This is a genomic window from Clostridiaceae bacterium (genome assembly GCA_012840395.1).
Lineage (GTDB): Bacteria > Bacillota > Clostridia > Acetivibrionales > DULL01 > DULL01.
In genome coordinates, this window is sequence record DULL01000112.1 from 14,095 (window position 1) to 29,002 (window position 14,908).

8 protein-coding genes are annotated in these 14,908 nt (G+C 37.3%); 3 read left to right on the forward strand and 5 right to left on the reverse strand.

What is annotated here, in order from left to right; genetic code table 11:
• Window positions 1–28: 28 nt before the first annotated feature.
• Both GXX20_12560 and GXX20_12565 read right to left on the reverse strand, forming a co-directional pair.
• Window positions 29–8,869: a glycosyl transferase gene (locus tag GXX20_12560; GenBank protein HHW32479.1), complete on the reverse strand. Its 8,841-nt coding sequence runs from the start codon at window positions 8,867–8,869 to the stop codon at window positions 29–31.
• Between the two features lie 226 nt (window positions 8,870–9,095).
• The gene (locus GXX20_12565) at window positions 9,096–9,260 is read right to left on the reverse strand and encodes a helix-turn-helix transcriptional regulator (GenBank protein HHW32480.1); all 165 of its coding nucleotides are present in this window, start codon (window positions 9,258–9,260) and stop codon (window positions 9,096–9,098) included.
• 246 nt (window positions 9,261–9,506) lie between these two features.
• Between GXX20_12565 and GXX20_12570 the strand changes: the two genes are divergently transcribed.
• On the forward strand, window positions 9,507–9,821 hold the full coding sequence (locus GXX20_12570) for a helix-turn-helix transcriptional regulator (GenBank protein ID HHW32481.1): 315 nt from the start codon (window positions 9,507–9,509) through the stop codon (window positions 9,819–9,821).
• Window positions 9,822–10,019: 198 nt separating this feature from the next.
• Window positions 10,020–10,799, forward strand: a complete 780-nt coding sequence (locus tag GXX20_12575) for an SIMPL domain-containing protein (protein ID HHW32482.1) — start codon at window positions 10,020–10,022, stop codon at window positions 10,797–10,799.
• Between the two features lie 56 nt (window positions 10,800–10,855).
• Here GXX20_12575 and GXX20_12580 read toward each other — a convergent pair whose 3' ends face one another.
• The 3 genes from GXX20_12580 to GXX20_12590 form a co-directional block, all read right to left on the reverse strand.
• The gene (locus GXX20_12580; GenBank protein HHW32483.1) at window positions 10,856–11,761 is read right to left on the reverse strand and encodes an SDR family oxidoreductase; all 906 of its coding nucleotides are present in this window, start codon (window positions 11,759–11,761) and stop codon (window positions 10,856–10,858) included.
• Window positions 11,762–11,768: 7 nt separating this feature from the next.
• The gene (locus tag GXX20_12585) at window positions 11,769–12,527 is read right to left on the reverse strand and encodes a hypothetical protein (protein HHW32484.1); all 759 of its coding nucleotides are present in this window, start codon (window positions 12,525–12,527) and stop codon (window positions 11,769–11,771) included.
• A 198-nt stretch (window positions 12,528–12,725) separates the two neighbouring features.
• Window positions 12,726–13,490 carry an enoyl-ACP reductase gene (locus tag GXX20_12590; protein ID HHW32485.1) on the reverse strand — a complete coding sequence of 255 codons (765 nt, stop codon included), beginning with the start codon at window positions 13,488–13,490 and terminating at the stop codon, window positions 12,726–12,728.
• A gap of 381 nt (window positions 13,491–13,871) precedes the next feature.
• Here GXX20_12590 and GXX20_12595 point away from each other — a divergent pair, with 381 nt between their 5' ends.
• On the forward strand, window positions 13,872–14,729 hold the full coding sequence (locus GXX20_12595) for a cation transporter (protein HHW32486.1): 858 nt from the start codon (window positions 13,872–13,874) through the stop codon (window positions 14,727–14,729).
• Window positions 14,730–14,908 lie beyond the last annotated feature (179 nt).

Sequence of the window (14,908 nt, forward strand, 5' to 3'; positions counted from 1 at the left end):
AATCTTTACCCTGGTGAGGAGTGTCCCTCTACATTGTTATCTCAATCAAATGACTGCCTCCATTGTTTTCTAATGGAACATATCTGGATTTCTGAACCACTCCATCAAGTTTTATATTTTTAACACCTTTATTTACCCCGTCAGGATTATTTACCTTGATGATATACAAGGTATCCTTATATCTGTATTCTACCTTATATCCCGGCCAGTTCCTGGGTATACAGGGGTCGAACAATATTTTATTTCCTCTTATCTTTATACCCAGTAATACTTCGAAACCAAGCCTGAACATCCAGCCTGCCGCACCTGTATACCAGGTCCAGCCTCCCCTTCCTATATTGGGAGTCACAGCATAAACATCAGCAGCCATAACATATGGTTCAACCCTGTATCTTGCTGCTTCCAATGGAGTTCTTGCGTGGTTGATGGGATTTATCATGTAAAATAAATCCGTAGCTTTATCTCCCATTCCAAGCATGGCATAAGCCATTACAACCCAAATTGCCGCATGGGTGTATTGACCTCCATTTTCCCTTACTCCGGGAACATATCCTTTAATGTATCCGGGCTGCAGGTCACCGTCGCCAAATGGTGGAGTCAACAGCTTAATAAGCCCGTTTTCCCTGTCTACCAGATAATTTTCAACAGCCTGCATGGCCTCCTCTGTCCTGTTCTTTCTTCCTGCCCTTGAAATTACTGACCAGGCCTGGGCTATCGCGTCAATTTTGCACTCACTGTTTCCTGCAGAACCTAAAGGTTTTCCATCATCAAAATAGGCTCTTCTGTACCATCCTCCATCCCAACCGTGTTCTTCAACAGACTTAGCAATATTGTCAGCTATTCCTGCATATCTTTCGCTTAATTCAGTATCACCCTTGTAATTACATATATTTATGAACTTAGTGATAACAGTGTACAGGAACCAACCCAGCCATATACTTTCTCCCCTGCCTTTGTTTCCTACAGTATTCATACCGTCATTCCAATCTCCAGATCCCATAAGAGGTATACCATGTTCACCAAATCTAATACCTCTCTCGATGGCCTTTATGCAATGTTGATATAAGGTTCCTTTTTCAGTTGAGATCCGGGGAACTTCATATCTTTCATCTTCCTCTTCCAAAGGATCGCTTTCCAGATATTGAATTTCTTCTTCCAGTATACCCCAGTCTTCAGTAGCTGCAATATATTCTGCCGTTACAAAAGGCAGCCACAGGAAATCATCAGAGTATCTTGTACGTATTCCCTTACCTGCTTCCATGTGCCACCAATGCTGTACGTCTCCTTCAATATACTGTCTTGATGCATGAAGCAATATTTGTGCTCTAGTAGCTTGAGGCATAATATAGCTTAATGCCATTACATCCTGAAGCTGATCCCTGAATCCATATGCTCCTCCTGACTGGTAAAAGCCTGAACGTCCCCATAGGCGGCAGGATATAACCTGGTACAAAAGCCATCCGTTCAAAAGGATATTCATAGATTTTTCAGGAGTGTCAACTTTTACAGTACCCAGTACGCTCTCCCAGAAATTCGTTACTTTATTAAATTCATTCCTGGCATTTTCCACTTCTTTGAAATTTCCTGCGGTCATGAGAGCTTTTTCCTTGCTTTCAGCCTCACCCAGGATAAATATAATTTCCTTTTCCTCTCCAGGTTTTAAATTCACAATCACATGGGTTGAAAGGCAGGGATCAAATCCTGCTCCAACACGGCGGGACAGCATTTCTCTTCTTAAAGCTTCAGGCTTTTCAATGCTGCCCCCAATACCAATAAATTCTCCTCTGTCCCCAGTATATGAATACTGCTTTTCAGAGGAAGCAACAAAGGCAACTCTTCCTGAAAAATCAGTATTATAGGGATTATATGCCAATAAAACATCGCCTTCTGCATCATATTCCGTAATTATATAAGGAGATGAATGTCTGGTGTTAACTCCCATAACCAGTCTTACATAATACATAAGGGACAGTTCCATTTCTTGCGGTGTTGTATTTTTCAGGCTAATATGATTTATTTTTACGGACTGATCCATTGACACATAAACTGTATGTTTATGCTCTATTCCCTGGGTTATATTGTGGAAAGAAGAAAATCCCCAGCCATGCCTTATTATATATTCTCCGTTTCCTCTTGCAGGAGCAGGAGTGCTGCTCCAGTATTTTCCGTTTTTTTCGTTTCTAATATATATGATTTCCCCCGGGGTATCTGTAACAGGATCATTATACCAGGGTGTAAGCCTGTTTTCACGGCTGTTTCCAGACCAGGTATATCCTCCGCCGTTTTCGGATATTAAGAATCCGAATTTACTGTTTGATATTACATTAATCCACGGGGCAGGAGTCCTTTTCTTCTCATCAAGTATAATAACATATTGTTTATAATCCTTTTCAAAGCCTCCGTAACCATTATATAACTGCAATGAATTAACATCATAGTTAAGCTTGTAAGTACTTGATGAAGTTTCATTATATCTCTCATTTCCGGCTTTTTTTTCAGCCACATTACCGGCTTTACTTCCAGCTTTGTCTCCAGTCACACCGTTTGCTTTACTTCTAAATTTTTTCTCTTTATCCTCAGATTTTAGTAAAGGTGCAGCTTCTCTAGGCTCACTGAAAGCAAGCTGATCTTTCAATGGTCCTTCATCCCCTCTGAATACAATACGGGCAGCTGCATAAAGTAGGTTTTTATCCTCCTCATTTAATTCGGAAGCATTTAATATATATAATCCTTCAGCATGATGGAAAAATTCAGCCCTATAGGATGTCAAAGTATCCCTGGTGAGTTCCAGAAGGGGCTGGTTATAACTTTTCTCTTCTTCAACCAGCACCACCAAATCTATATTTATTCCTTTCATCCTTAAGTATTCTGTGCCTTTAATAAGAGAAATAGCCAATTCTATTCCATCCCTGTCAGAAACAATCATGAGCACAATTGGAAGGTCTCCTGAAATCCCAAAAGGCCATAAACCTGATTGTCCCTTTGTATTCCTGGCAATGGCATCAGCCCATTTCCTTCTAAGTGGACTTATGAATGTCAAAGGTGGCAGCATTTTTAAATATAGTTCTACTTCTTCATACTTGAAGTTAAGATACCTTGATTCAATCTGGCTTCGTGTCCATGCCAGTTCATATGCTCTTTCTATATTTTTCCAGTCTTTGTATTTTTCATTTATTTGAAGGAGTTCCTCCCTGCTTTTGCCGGTTGCTGTTATAAATGAGATTTTTGCCGTTTTGCCTGGTTCTATCTTTACTCTTCTTCTCAGGCTCATTATCGGGTGCAGTACAGAACCTGCAGTATTTGACAGGGGATGATCAACTCCCATGGCAAGAGGTTCCATTAAGTTTCTGTTTCTGCCTATAAACTTCATTCTGTCAGTTTCATACTGTAAGTCTCCTATTATTTCTCCCTCAGTTACTACAGAATGGATTATCCATCTTTTATCCTGGCTGTTACTTCTTGCCCTTCGTGAGGCCATAAGGCAATTATGTTCAGCAATAAATTCAGTAGTAATGAACAGGTCGCTAAAGGCAGGATGAGCCACATCTGAATCCAGATTATCCAGCACTACTTCAAAATAGCTGGTCACTTCAATGGTTCGTGAAGATTTGCTGAAATTGGTTAAGGATACACATCTTATTTCAGTATTATCCTCTGTGGAAACAACCACTTCTGTCCTTGTTTCGATATTTCCATCCCTTCTTACGTACTGGGCCTTGTCAGGTAAAAATTCCACCCTGTAGGACTGGGGAATGGTCTTGCAAGGCTCATAAGTAGCTGACCAATAAGTGTTAGAATTTAGATTCTGTATATATATGAAATAACCCTTTCCTTCACTTCTAAAATCTTCCCTCCATCTGGTTACTGCAATATTACCGAGCTTGCTGTATCCACAGCCTCCATCTGTAAGCATGATTGTGTAATCACCGTTTGAAAGGAGGTGAACATTTGGTACCTCTGAAGACGGCAGTCCGTATTTCCTTATAACAATACCATCCTCTTTTGCTATCTTCTTCAAAGGCCTGTATTTATCTTTATATTCTTTTGTTGCCACCGTTCTTGCCGGTATTCTCTCATGGAGCAGAAGTTCTGCTGCCCTGATTATAGGCTTGTTATGGAATCGCGCCTGCAAAATATTATTATTTAGATAGTTATTTATAGCAAGGAGTGACATACCCTGATGGTGGGCCATAAAGCTTTTCACAATATTGCATTTACGGTTGCCTGAGATTCTCGATGGTGTATAGTCAATAGCTTCATATAAGCCATAGGTTCCCTCCATGCCTTCAGAAGCAAGCATCTTAATATTGCTTATAACAGCTGAAGGGTCTATGGTAATGGCCAGAATTGAAGCATAAGGAGTTACAACCATATCATTTCCAAGGCCTCTTTTTAATCCTAATCCAGGTACGCCAAAGGCCTTATACTGGTAATTCAGGCTTCTGTCAAATCCATAATAGGCAGATTCTGAAACTCCCCATGGAATTTTTCTTTTCTCTCCATATGCTTTCTGAGCTTTCACTACAAACTTATAGGTTGCATCCAGAAGTGTATTTTCAAAGTTTTTCATGATTATCAGAGGCATAAGATATTCAAACATTGTACCTGTCCAGGACATAAGTCCCCTGCTTTCATCTAAGGCAGCCAGCCGTCTTCCCATGCGGAACCAGTGTTTTTTATCCACCTCTCCCCTGGCAATAGCTATATAGCTTGCCTGTCTTGCTTCAGAAGCAAATAGATCATAATGGGATTTATCCAAACGCCCTTCATCAACATTATAACCTATTGCAAAAAGCTGCCGTTTGGAGTCAAAAAGAGGTTCAAACCTTACACCCTCAGCCTCTTTTCTGAATGTTTCTATCAGTTCTTTAATTCTGCCATTTACCTTCTCTGTTTCTTCAAGTCCTTGAAGAGCAAGCCTTTTCAATTCATCCAGATTGTGGCCGGTTGCCTCATTTTGTGTCTCTGTCCCGGATTCTTCCTGAAGATTATTATGCTCACCGATAATTTGCAAAAGTCTTTTGTAAGCTTGTGACAATTCTTCAATACAAATATTTTTGCGGCATGAACTCAAAGCTTCTTCAATATCAGGATAATCAATACTATATTCTCCTGGCTCAATTGCCAATAAAGGCATCAGAAGATTTAACTCCTCTATAAAGCTTCTTATCATTGTAGTAAGTTTCGCAGTCCAGGATTTTTTCTTTCTGCGGTTATTGCCCTCTTGAGGTATACTGTCCAAAATTTGATTTAGAGTGTTTTTCCATGATATAAGATCAATAGATTCTTTTTTGAAAAAAGGCGACAGCATCTCCTGTATCTGTTCAGGAAAACATCCCTTTCCGGTATCTTTCCTTTCCCTGTTACATAACCTTACTACATCCATTATTCCAAACACATGATTTATATCTACCAAAGGCCTTTTCAGGTATTCTTTTAGTCCTTCCTCTGTAACCATCAGATAGCCTACATAATTTCCACTGTCAACAGTTGAAATATATCCCGGCCTTAATATATCCAGATTGGTTGTATTATACCAATTGTACAGGTGCCCTTCCCATTTTTCCAGTTTTTTGATGGTGTTCGAAGTTTTATCCATCCTTTCACACATCTCCAAGGTGCTTATAAACCCCAGGTCTCTGGCAGTTAATATTGACATTAACAACAAGCCTATATTTGTAGGAGATGTTCTGTGGGCAACTCCCTTGGGAGGGTCTTCCTGGTAATTGTCAGGTGGAAGATAGTTATCCTCTTCAGTAACCATATCTTCAAAAAATCTCCATATCTTACGTGCCAGCATCCTTATCTGGATAATATCCTGGATTTCCAGTTTAGATGTCTTTCTGGTATACTTTCCGCTTATTATAAATGCTATATAGGGAGCGGGTATCCAAAAAACCGTAGGTATAAATGCAACCCACAAAAACGCAGGTTTGTAAATACCAGCCACTACTATTGATATTAAAGCTGCCAAAGGAGATACCCACATTCTTTTCCAGAAACTAGCCGCGTCCTGTTTTAATCTTGCCTCCATGTCAGCCGCCGTTACCCATTCAAGCATATTCTTCCTGGTTAGCATCAACCTGGCAATAGTCCTTATTATGGCATCCAGCATTAAATAAGCCTGATAAGCCATGAAAGAAAACTGCAACACTATCTGATAAAACATTGCTTTCATGGAACTCATGGCAGTTGTACTCATGGAGCGCCTCGAAGAAAGGCAGTCTTCTAAAACAAAAACCCTCAAAATATGGACAAGGGAAGGAAAAGATATTACCAGCAGGGCAAATCCAAGCCATACCAGGCTGTTTCCCGGAAGGATGCTCAATCCCAGTATTATTAATACTAATAGTGATGGATGAACCATACTTCTTCTGAGGTTATCAAAAATCTTCCATTTAGATAAAGGTGACAGCGGATTCTTTACTTTCTCTCCCCACCTGTTTTTTACTTTTGTACCAAGCCAGGGTAGCAGCTGCCAGTCACCTCTTACCCAGCGGTGCATTCTCATGGCATAGGAATTATATTTTGCCGGATATCCGTCAATCAGTTGGATATCTGTTACAAGGCCTGTCCTCACATAAGAACCTTCCAGCAGATCATGACTTAAAACAGCATTTTCAGGTATGGTGTCTTTAAGAAGTTTTTGAAACACCTCAAGTTCATAAATACCTTTTCCGGTAAAAATTCCTTCTTTAAAGAAATCCTGATATACATCCGATACTGCTGTCGTATATGGGTCTATCCCGCCCTGGCCGGCAAATATCCTGGAAAAAAGCGTTCTGTTTGCACTTATTATATCTACTTCTATCCTTGGTTGAAGGAGGCCGTATCCTTCCACCACCACACCTTTTTTGTCATCTACTACAGCTTTATTTAGTGGATGAGCCAAAGTACCAATTAATCTTTTTGCTGCTCCCATAGGCAGGTTAGTATCAGCATCAAGGGTTATTACATACTTTACTTTCGGCAGTTTTTCAATATCCTGGCTAAGTATTTTAAAGCTGGTATTTTTTGAGCCTAACAGGAGTTCATTAAGCTCAACAACTGCTCCTCTTTTTCTTTCCCAGCCCATCCATCTGCCCTGGGATTTATTGTATAGTCTTTCTCTGTTAAAGTAATAAAATATTTCCTTATCTCCTTTGCAGTAAGTCTCATTTAATCTCTTCACGCCTTCCATAGCAATTTTAATAATTTCCTGATCCTCAGGCTCCTCCTTTTCTGAAGAGTCCTTGAAATCCCCGACTAATGCGAAGTACAGATTCTTCTCCTTATTTGAAAGATAGTGGATTTCCAGTTGTTCAAGAAGTTCCTTAACCCGCTTTCCATTTGGCAGAAGAGTGGGAATAATCACCATAGTACTCATTTCATCAGGAATTCCGTCTTTCAGGTTTAGCTTAGGTAATATTGAAGGCTTAATAATACTGCAAATTGCAAAGTTCATTGAAAAAACAGCAAGATCACTGGCAGGAATTATAAGCACAATTGCGGTCAATATCTGAAGGACTATGGATTTACCTCCATAACTGTTCATTGAGTAATCAACCAAAAATTTAACGATTAATGCGGTTAATAATATAATAATACCTATATAAGTGGCAACAGGGTGTTTTTTTATCAGTTTTGCCACAAAATCTAAAATTCCGGGCTTATATCCTATCTTTTTTTCAAGATACTCCCTGTTTTTATCCATAAGGTAAAAGCCTATATGGTTTAATTTTCTCCCGGAGTTTTCATCATCAACTACTTCTGCGGCACATTCCACAACTTTTCTTGCAACCAAAGTCTCTGAAGTATTGTATTTCCCAGCCAGTTTTTCTACAATGCTCCTATAATAATCTCTGGATTCGAAATCCATTTGAGGATATATTCCTGAGGGATCTTCATTTAATATTTCCTCAACCTGGCTTAATGCTTCAAATATCTCTACCCAGTCCATATTTGAGATCATTTTAAGACTGGTTATGGTGTTTCCTATGGTAACCTTTAGAGCTGCCTGATTCTGATGTTCCATGGCAGTAATTTTTTCAATTGATGAATTAACATCTTTTAACTTCTCATTAAAGAGCGCTATAATCTTCGGAGTTGATTTTACTTTACCTCTTAATTTATGAAAAAAGTGCTCAACAAAAGCAGGTCTTAAGTTATCAACCTTTTTCAGGTAATCAGTTAGAATGCTGATACAATGTTCTTCTCCCTGCTTTAAACACTGTTCAAGTTGTTTTATTAGCTGTTCTGCCTTAATTTTTTCTTCATAGGTTTGCATTATATGAAAACATATATTTCTCAACATATCGATAAGTGCAATTCTGATCATAAAAGCCAAGAACCATAGTTCAGCAACAGAAAGCAATGACTGGGTCTGATAGGCTTTGATAAAACTGATTATATTTTTTTCGTCCAAATTCCCATCATTATGTACTACCATTTCAAGCGCTATGGCATAAATTCTGGGTAAGCCCCTAAGATATCCTTCTTTTAAAATAGGCAATTTGGTGTATGATTTGTCTGCCAGATTCCGTCTTATATCCGTCATCTGTTCTTCAATTATATAAAAATTATCCAGAAGCCATTCTGCAGCAGGAATGGTAGGAATATCATTTTCAAATTCAGCACTTATTTTTTCATAGACTTCCCTGATATATTTATAATTTTTATTTATTCTAGATATAAATAATCCTGAAAATCTGGCACTTTTCTTTATTACATGCCTGCTTCCTATTTCGATCGCATGTTTCTGGGCATCCTCAAAGCCCAGAATTGCATCTGTTACCTCTATATTTTCCAATTTTCTGTTTCTGTTGCTTCTTGCCATATAAACTGCAGCACAAATCAAAATCAGATATATTACTGCATGTATAAAATCCATCCTATCGAATCACCACTCCCAAAGGATTTTCTTCGTAAAATAATAAATGGCATGTAAAAATAAGGTTTCCAGAACTAATAAAAATTATTCCCAATTCCCTTATTGAACTATTAAATGGGAGACAGTGATTGATATTTTTATTTTTTATTTTTTATTTTTTATTTTTTATCATAAAATATTAATTTTATTAATTTCAAAATTAAACACAGGCAAGTTCAAGATCTACTTATATATTCCTCTCCTCAAGAAGTATATCAGATACTGATACTTCCAAGCCTTTTGCAAGCTTATCCAGCGTTTTTTTAGAAGGATTTTTCTTTTTTCCCCTTTCCAATTCATTTATATAAGATTGGGAAATTCCCGAAAGACTTGCTAATTGCTGTTGTGTCATATTTCTCAAAATTCTGTAAAATTTTATCTTATTCACTAAAAATACCTCCTTTATCCAATATTATATAACATTTAGCTATATTGTAAACATAATAATATTGCATAAAGATATATTTGAGCGAATTTTCTTCTTCTTCCTTAGATTTCCACCACTTGTTTTTAATAATCTTGAATTTTCTTGTAGCTGGAAATATAATATAGCTATTAGCGATATTTTTTGTAATTATTATTCATAGTAAATGGTGATATGGTGAATCTGGGAAAAAACATTGCCAGGCTAAGAAAACTAAATAACATTACATCAACAGAGCTTTCAAATATTGTAGGTATAAAGCAGCCTTATTTAAGCCAGATAGAAAATGGAAAGCGTTCACCTAGTCTTGATGTGCTGCAAAGCATCGCAAAGGCTTTAAATACAACTGTTTCAGAGTTACTTGGTGAAGTACCCGAAACGCTGCCCGATAATATGAAACGTCTTGTAGATACAGTCAAAGATCTTAACAATGATCAGATCGATGCTATAATAAGCATGGTTAAAGAGATGAAGGCGGGATATAAGTAAAAGAATATGGTTCAAAGTCTCATTTCGACTTTGAACCATATTCTACCAGGCCAATTGCAGAATCCTACCCGGCATATTCGCCTTCCTTACTTAAATGGTTGGAACTTTTTTCTTTGTTGTCCTGTCTAATAAGCAAAGACTTCGGAAGATCAATATAGGGTTTATTTAATCAATGATAAGAAGGAGTGAGCCTATAATATGAAACTGTCTAATAAGCATTTAATTTTATTTGTATCTTTTGTTTTGGTTGTGGTGCTGTTTGTCTTATATGGGATTAATTATCCTTTGAGGCAGGTTGCTGCAAAAGAAAGTGTAAATGAAAGTGTGGATGAAAAAGATAAGAGAGTAATCAATGTATCCGGCTTGGGCATCATAAAAGCATCTCCTGATATAGCCTATATTACACTAGGGTTTGTAACTGAAGATACTGATGCAAATGAGGCACAGAAGAAAAATGCCAAACAAATGGATAAAATTGTGGCAGCTATAAAAGACCTGGGCATTGAAGATGAAGATATTAAAACTGTCAGCTATAATATTTATCCAAAGTATGACTATGATAGAAATACCGGAGTAAGCAAGATTATTGGATACTCTGTGAACAATTCGGTACAGGTAACTGTAAGGGATATTTTAAAAACAGGAAAAGTAATTGATATAGCTTCAGAGAACGGTGCAAACACCAGCGGAGGTATTTCCTTCGGTTTGAGCGACTATGAAGGCTATTATAATAATGCTTTAAAGGCTGCTGTTGAAAATGCCAAAAAGAAAGCAGATATTATTGCAGATACCTTAGGAGTATCTCTTAAACTGCCGGTGTCTATTACAGAAAATAGTGGTTATCAGCAACCACCCACCGTTTATTATAGTAAAACTATGGACTGGGCTGCAAGTGATGAAGCAGAAAGAGTCACCACTCCCATAGAATCAGGAACTCTTGAGATAAGAGCAAGCGTGGCGGTTATATACGAGTATTAAGTCCGTTGTCTATGTGTATTAAGCTCATAGTGCATAAGTATGCATTTTTACTAACCTTAATACATTTTTGAGATTAAATACTCCACAATCCTTGAGGGAAGAAGTCGCTTAAGAAACACAAATACTTTGTATTTTATGCCCACCACTTTTCTAATTGGTGGGTTTTTTCTTTTTATTAGTTTTAATACAACTTTAGCCACACCTTCTGGTGCAGGGCCATTTATTTCATCTCTAATCATGGCATTTACAGACTTTCTGAACCTTTCACCATAAGCTGAATCCTCCTGCAACGCTGCTTTTGCTGTTTGCCTGTTATCTGTGAAGCTTGTTCTGGTATCTCCAGGTTCCACTAAACAAACTTTAATACCAAAGGGTTTTAGCTCTATTCTCATTGCTTCTGTCACTAATTCAAGAGCACCCTTACTAGCGCTGTACATGGATTGAAAAGGTATTGAAAATTGTGCAGCAACTGAACTTATATTAATAATAATGCCGCTTTTCTGTTCCCTCATTATAGGGATTACTTTACGGCACATCCTCAATACTCCAAAAAAATTGGTGTCAAACTGCCTGTATGCCTCCTCATGGCTTACATCTTCCACCGCACCGGCCAAGCCAAATCCAGCATTATTTATCAGTATATCAATTCTGCCTTCTTGCTGAATTACATAGTTGACAGCCTGTTCAACAGATTCATCGCAACATACGTCAAGTTGAATCATTTTTATAAATCCGCAATCAGGGCTATCTGTGCTGCCTCTGTCAAAGGTTGTATTATCCCGTGACATTCCATGTCCGGCAGCATTACTCCTGGATTCCATATTCATAAGGGGTTGTTTCCTTGAGGTCCCATAGACCCTGTAACCTCTTTGGGACAATAAAGAGGCAAGACATTTACCTATTCCTGATGAAGCTCCAGTAATCAGTACAACGTTATTTTTGTCGGAATTATGAACCAGCATGAGACCATCACCTTTCCAAACCCATGTTTTCCTTTAACTGTCTTACCTTGTTTTCAATTTCAGGCTTTGACTCCTCCATCAGCTCTTTATAAAATCCCTCATACTCGTAAGTAATGTTTTCTCCGCTTTCTATCCCTCTTATATAGCTCTCGAGAAGTTTAAAATCTTTTTCATAGCAATGGAATGAATTAGCTCTATGGGCGTAGGTTCCCATTTCTACATTTAATTTATCTGCCACTTCTTTCTGTAACATGATAAATGCAAAACAATTCATAAATGTTGCTTCTGGTGCATCATTACTTCTCATAAGCACCTTCATATGTAATTTTCCCTCTCTGATAAAGAACTGTATATGCTGAAGGCAGGCAGGACTTGTATTTCCTTCGCTGGTATCCTTCTTCCAATCCCGAACATCAATAACTGCCCTGCGGCTATATGGATTTCTTTTTAATTCATTGTATATAAATGGAAGCTGTTCAGCTATTCTGTTGTGGTACGTATAATCCCAGCCATGTCCTATTCTGAAATCCAAAATTCCATAAAGAACTTCCTGCCTGTACTGTTCCAGATCTGAGTGCCCTCCGATAAACAACTTGCTTATCATTGGTTCAGCAAGAGGTTCTTCAACAAAAATCGTCATGCTGCATTCCTTCTGCTTTTGATTATAATCGGGGCAATCTGTTATCTCACCATATTTGTAAAGAGCTTCTAAGGATTTGTGGTAGGCCTCTGCCAAAGTTCTTCCTGTAACAAACAGTTCTTTCATTTGCCTCTCCCCCTTGTGTGAATTGTCGCAACTTTTTGTTTTCTAAACTATATCTCTTCTAAGTCTATTCAAAGTTTATAATTTGAGTGTTATAATTTGTTATAATTATTTTTTAATTGTATCATTCAAAAGTGGCAGGTTCAATAGTGTGCACTTTACAATAGTTTTAATCATCTTATTATTGTATTATTATTGCAATTATCCCATAATATTATATCCGCAATCTACATACATTACCTCTCCAGTAATACCTCTGGACAAATTGCTGAGCAAGAACACCGCAGCGTCTCCCAGGTCATCCTGGTCTATTTTTCTCCTTAAAGGTGCTTTTTCCTCAAATACATCAAGAATAGTCCCGAAATCTTTTATTGCTTTTGAGGATATGGTTTTTATTGGGCCTGCTGAAAGTGCATTTACTCTTATGTTAAACTGGCCAAGGTCATAAGCCAGATATCTTACACTTGCTTCAAGTGCCGCTTTTGCGACTCCCATTACATTATATCCTGGAAATACTTTTTCAGAGCCCATATATGTAAGTGTTACTATACTGCCCCCCTCACTCATTAATTCTGCTGCCCTTCTGCTTACTGCTACAAGTGAATAGGCACTTATCTCAAGCGCATGGTTAAACCCGTCTCTTGAGGTATTTATAAAACTGTTATGAATATCTTCTCTTTTGGCATGTGCAATTGCATGTACCAGGCCGTGAATTTTTCCATATTTTAACTTTATTGCGTTAAACAGATTATCAATTTCATCATCCGAAGATATGTCACACTGATAAATTTGTGCTTCAAGATGCTTTGCAAGTTCGCTGGCGCTATCCTTCTCTCTTTCACCCTGATAGGTAAGCAGCAGATTGGCTCCTTGTTCTTTCGCAGCTTTTGCTATTCCCCAAGCAATACTCCATTTGTTTCTCAATCCCATTATCAATATGTTCTTATTTAGTAATAATGATCCCATAAAAACCTCCCACATGAATTTCTGTTTTTTTATTTTTATATGAATCAACAAGACGTCTTTATAGAATTAGAGTATTCATATTATATAATTAATTTATTCATCATTGAGTTAGTCTATATAATAACATTTTTTTATTTCATGTCAAATAGAATTAAGTATATTAGCAAATATCTCTTGGATTTTTGTATGCATTTACCAAAAAAAGCAGAGTACTTATCCAATATTTGGATGAAATATTGAATTTTGCTTTTATTAATAATATAATTATAGTCTAATACTCTTTTAATAAGTGATATGTAGTAACACTCTATTATTTTTTTATAATATTTTATTAAATAATATTTTATTTTTATATAATTGAATGGAGTTTGGACCTTTCTCATGGATCGTTTTAAATTGACCAGGAATATAGCTATTACAGGAATATCAGCGAATATTGTATTGATGATTATTAAGCTGGTTATAGGATTTGTCAGCAACAGCCGGTCTATGATTGCCGATGGTTTTAATAGTGCTGGTGACGTATTTGCTTCAGTAATGACTTATGCAGGAAACAAAATAGCCAGTAAACCGGAAGATAAACAACACCCTTATGGACATGGTAAAGCAGAGTATATTTTCTCCATGATAATAAGTTTTTCATTGCTTGTTGTTTCCTATAAAAGCTTGTCAGGATCTGTAAGTTCAATAATACAAAAAAATGTTTTTAACTTTTCCTGGTGGCTGGTAGCTGTGGCTGTAGCTACTATATTGATAAAAACATGCCTGTTCCTTTATACCAGGCATGCCGGCCGGCGCGAAGACAATTTACTTATCATCGCAAATTCTGAAGACCACAGGAATGACATTTTAATTACTCTCTCAACCCTTTTAAGCATTATTTTTGGAGTATATAATATATATTGGCTTGACGGTATAGTTGGTATAGGAATATCCCTTTGGATAGCTTATACAGGTATAAGAATTTTCCTCAGTTCCTATAATGTCCTTATGGATACAACTATTGATAAAGTAATGGAAGAGAAAATAATTAATATTATAAGCCTGGTTGAAGGCGTGGACCATATAGACAGCATATCGGCAAAGCCAGTTGGTGTTAATTATATTTTAATAGTAAAAGTATCCGTTCACGGTGACATGTCTGTAAATAGCAGTCATACAGTTGCAGCCCGCATAAAGCATAATCTAAAAACCCTTAAGAATGTAAGCGATGTTGTAGTGCATGTGAATCCGGTGTAACATGAAGCATGGGGACGGTTCTTTTGCTTCTTTCATCTATGTCCACTTTTGATGGAAGTGTCCTAAAGTTTGTGTAAACCTCTAATCTGATGTAAGATAAAATTACTCAGTTTGGAGGTTTTATTTATGGCAAGAAAAAATGACAGTCAGCAAAAAGCAGCAATGCGGGAAATGATGCG

What these genes read in the sequence shown, in the direction of transcription:
- GXX20_12590 (HHW32485.1), bottom strand. Translation starts at nt 13,490, where the DNA reads ATGGGATCATTATTACTAAATAAGAACATATTGATAATGGGATTGAGA.
- GXX20_12570 (HHW32481.1), top strand. Translation starts at nt 9,507, where the DNA reads ATGGTGAATCTGGGAAAAAACATTGCCAGGCTAAGAAAACTAAATAAC.
- GXX20_12575 (HHW32482.1), top strand. Translation starts at nt 10,020, where the DNA reads ATGAAACTGTCTAATAAGCATTTAATTTTATTTGTATCTTTTGTTTTG.
- GXX20_12565 (HHW32480.1), bottom strand. Translation starts at nt 9,260, where the DNA reads ATGACACAACAGCAATTAGCAAGTCTTTCGGGAATTTCCCAATCTTAT.
- GXX20_12580 (HHW32483.1), bottom strand. Translation starts at nt 11,761, where the DNA reads ATGCTGGTTCATAATTCCGACAAAAATAACGTTGTACTGATTACTGGA.
- GXX20_12595 (HHW32486.1), top strand. Translation starts at nt 13,872, where the DNA reads ATGGATCGTTTTAAATTGACCAGGAATATAGCTATTACAGGAATATCA.
- GXX20_12585 (HHW32484.1), bottom strand. Translation starts at nt 12,527, where the DNA reads ATGAAAGAACTGTTTGTTACAGGAAGAACTTTGGCAGAGGCCTACCAC.
- GXX20_12560 (HHW32479.1), bottom strand. Translation starts at nt 8,869, where the DNA reads ATGGATTTTATACATGCAGTAATATATCTGATTTTGATTTGTGCTGCA.